The following is a 239-nucleotide window of genomic DNA, read 5'->3' as shown; positions in this document are numbered from 1 at the left end:
TTCGGCATGGAATCAGGTGGGTCCACAATGCTATGGTCGCCAAACAAAACTGTTAACTAACGTTATTACATTAGCATTTTGTCTGGTGCTGATACCCAGACTCGAACTGGGGACCTCACCCTTACCAAGGGTGCGCTCTACCGGGCTGAGCTATATCAGCATAAACTTTTTGTCCATAGGACTAAAAAAGCCCGCTCTACAACGGGCTATTTTATAAATTAAAGCCTGGCGATGTCCTA

1 tRNA gene is annotated in these 239 nt (G+C 45.6%); it reads right to left on the bottom strand.

Annotated elements, in window-relative coordinates:
• Positions 1-83: 83 nt before the first annotated feature.
• Positions 84-160 (bottom strand) — tRNA-Thr (locus ACP45E_RS02330).
• Positions 161-239 lie beyond the last annotated feature (79 nt).

The organism is Vibrio genomosp. F10 str. 9ZD137, from assembly GCF_049974785.1.
Taxonomy (GTDB): domain Bacteria; phylum Pseudomonadota; class Gammaproteobacteria; order Enterobacterales; family Vibrionaceae; genus Vibrio.
This window is presented reverse-complemented; position numbering and strand designations above follow the sequence as displayed.